Below are 1,842 nucleotides of genomic sequence, written 5' to 3'. Positions count from 1 at the left end.
GAAGCAGGAGGGCTGACATTCCTTCCGTATCTGGACGGGGAGCGGAGCCCCAACCTTCCCCACGCGACTGGATCCCTGACCGGACTCAGCAGAAGCAACATGACCCCGCAGAACCTTGCCCGAGCCTCAGTGCTGGGTGTACTCAATTCACTGGCCGACGCCATCGACATTCTTAAACAGTCCGGCGTAGCCCCGGATAAAGTGCTGCTGATCGGCGGAGGATCGAAGTCCAGGGCACTTCGCCAGGCCGCAGCCAGCATTTTCGGGATGCCCGTCGAGATCCCGACAACGAAAGAATATGTGGCGCTAGGGGCCGCTAGACAAGCGGCATGGTCAGCCTCCGGAAGCCTTCCCGACTGGCAACGAAGCGTTGAAGCCGCCTACGAGCCCGAAGGACACTGGGGCGCCGAGGTGCGGGGACGCTACATCGACGCCCGAAAAAACATCTACGGAGTCTGAGCTGATTGTGACGGACGCCCACTGGGCAGGCTCGAACACAAGGGTTCCTTGTGTTCCCTATATGAGGTATCGGTAGACGGTGGCGCGGGAGACCCCGAGCATCTTGCCGATGTCACGGGCGTTGATTCCTTTGTCCTTGAGTTCCCTGGCTCCGGCAGCGGCAGTGTCATCTAATTTTCGGGGCCTTCCGCCGTGGCGGTTGTTGGCCGCGGCTGCGGCGAGTCCTGCTCTGGTGCGTTCGATCATCGTGTCGCGCTCCAGCTGCCCGAACGCCGCCATGATTGTCAGCATGGCGGTGCCCATCGGGCCGGTGGTGTCCAGGCCCTCGGTCAGGGAGCGGAAACCCACTCCCCGTTCCCGGAGATTCTCGATAACGTCCAGGACATGCCGGGTGTTGCGTCCCAACCGATCGAGCTTCCAGACGGTGAGCACGTCACCGGCCTCCAGCCGTTCCATTGCCTTGGAGAGCTGGGGGCGTTCCGTCGTGGACCCGCTGACGCCGTTGTCGGCAAAGATCCGGGCAGCGCCGGCGGCCTGGAGTGCAGTGAGCTGCAGATCCAGGTTCTGTTCCGTGGTGGAAACCCTCGCGTACCCGATAGCAGCCATGGCCGTCCCTGCATTCTCTTAATCCCGAACAACTTGTCGTTATGAGACTACCTGTTGTTGGACGGCATTCCGAGACAACGCCTGTCCGTGTCGCGCCGCGAAATCCATGTCGGAAACCCGCTTCGGAAATCAACGTCGGAAACCCCTGCCGTGATGGTCTTCTCGACACATGTTGATCGGATGTCACGCGTCTCCACCGCCGACCAAAACCCCGACCACCAAACGGACACCCTCGCCCGCGCCGGCGTCGACCCGGCCAACATTTGCCTCGACCACGCCAGCGGCGCCAAAGCCAGCAGACCCGAGCTCGACAAGGCCCTCGCCTCCGCCAACCGGGCCGGCGACCAGCTCGTCATCACCCGCCTCGATAGACTCGGACGCTCAGTCCTGCACCTCGTCACCCTCGGCGGAAGCACGGGCAATGTTCGGGATGCTCTCCGTCCTCGCCGAACTCCAACGAGAACTCATCATCGCCAACACCCGCGACGGCCTCGCGGCCGCCCGCGCCCGCGGACGAACCGAAGGAAGACGCCCGAAACTCACCCCCGACCAGGCCCACCACGCCCAACAGCTCTACGACGCAGGGGACCACACCGTCCAGCGCATCGCCGACCTGCTTCAGGGCCCGCGCTCCAAGGCCACCTCAACAAAACAAGCATCGGGCGACGCCCACCCCAACGCCGTGACCCGGCGTAACAGCGGTGCCGACCAGAACCTCTACTACCTGGCCCCACCGGCTTAGCGTGACTCTCCCGAGCATTGGTCCTCAAGCCCCGA

2 protein-coding genes and 1 pseudogene are annotated in these 1,842 nt (G+C 63.6%); 2 read left to right on the top strand and 1 reads right to left on the bottom strand.

All coding sequences use genetic code 11. The features are described 5' to 3' along the window. Positions 1–459, top strand: a 459-nt coding sequence (locus tag ACX80X_RS21135; RefSeq protein WP_459313314.1) for an FGGY-family carbohydrate kinase, incomplete at its 5' end; no start/stop codon positions are given. Positions 460–516: 57 nt separating this feature from the next. On the opposite strand, the gene ACX80X_RS21130 is transcribed toward ACX80X_RS21135, so the two are convergent. Continuing rightward, entirely contained in the window at positions 517–1,065 is a 549-nt protein-coding gene (locus ACX80X_RS21130) for a recombinase family protein (protein ID WP_252603985.1), read from the bottom strand. A gap of 153 nt (positions 1,066–1,218) precedes the next feature. On the opposite strand from ACX80X_RS21130, the pseudogene ACX80X_RS21125 reads away from it, so the two are divergent. Next, a pseudogene (locus ACX80X_RS21125) lies at positions 1,219–1,807 on the top strand (recombinase family protein). Positions 1,808–1,842: the final 35 nt, after the last annotated feature.

It is taken from the genome of Pseudarthrobacter sp. MDT3-1, assembly GCF_054510755.1.
This window is presented reverse-complemented; position numbering and strand designations above follow the sequence as displayed.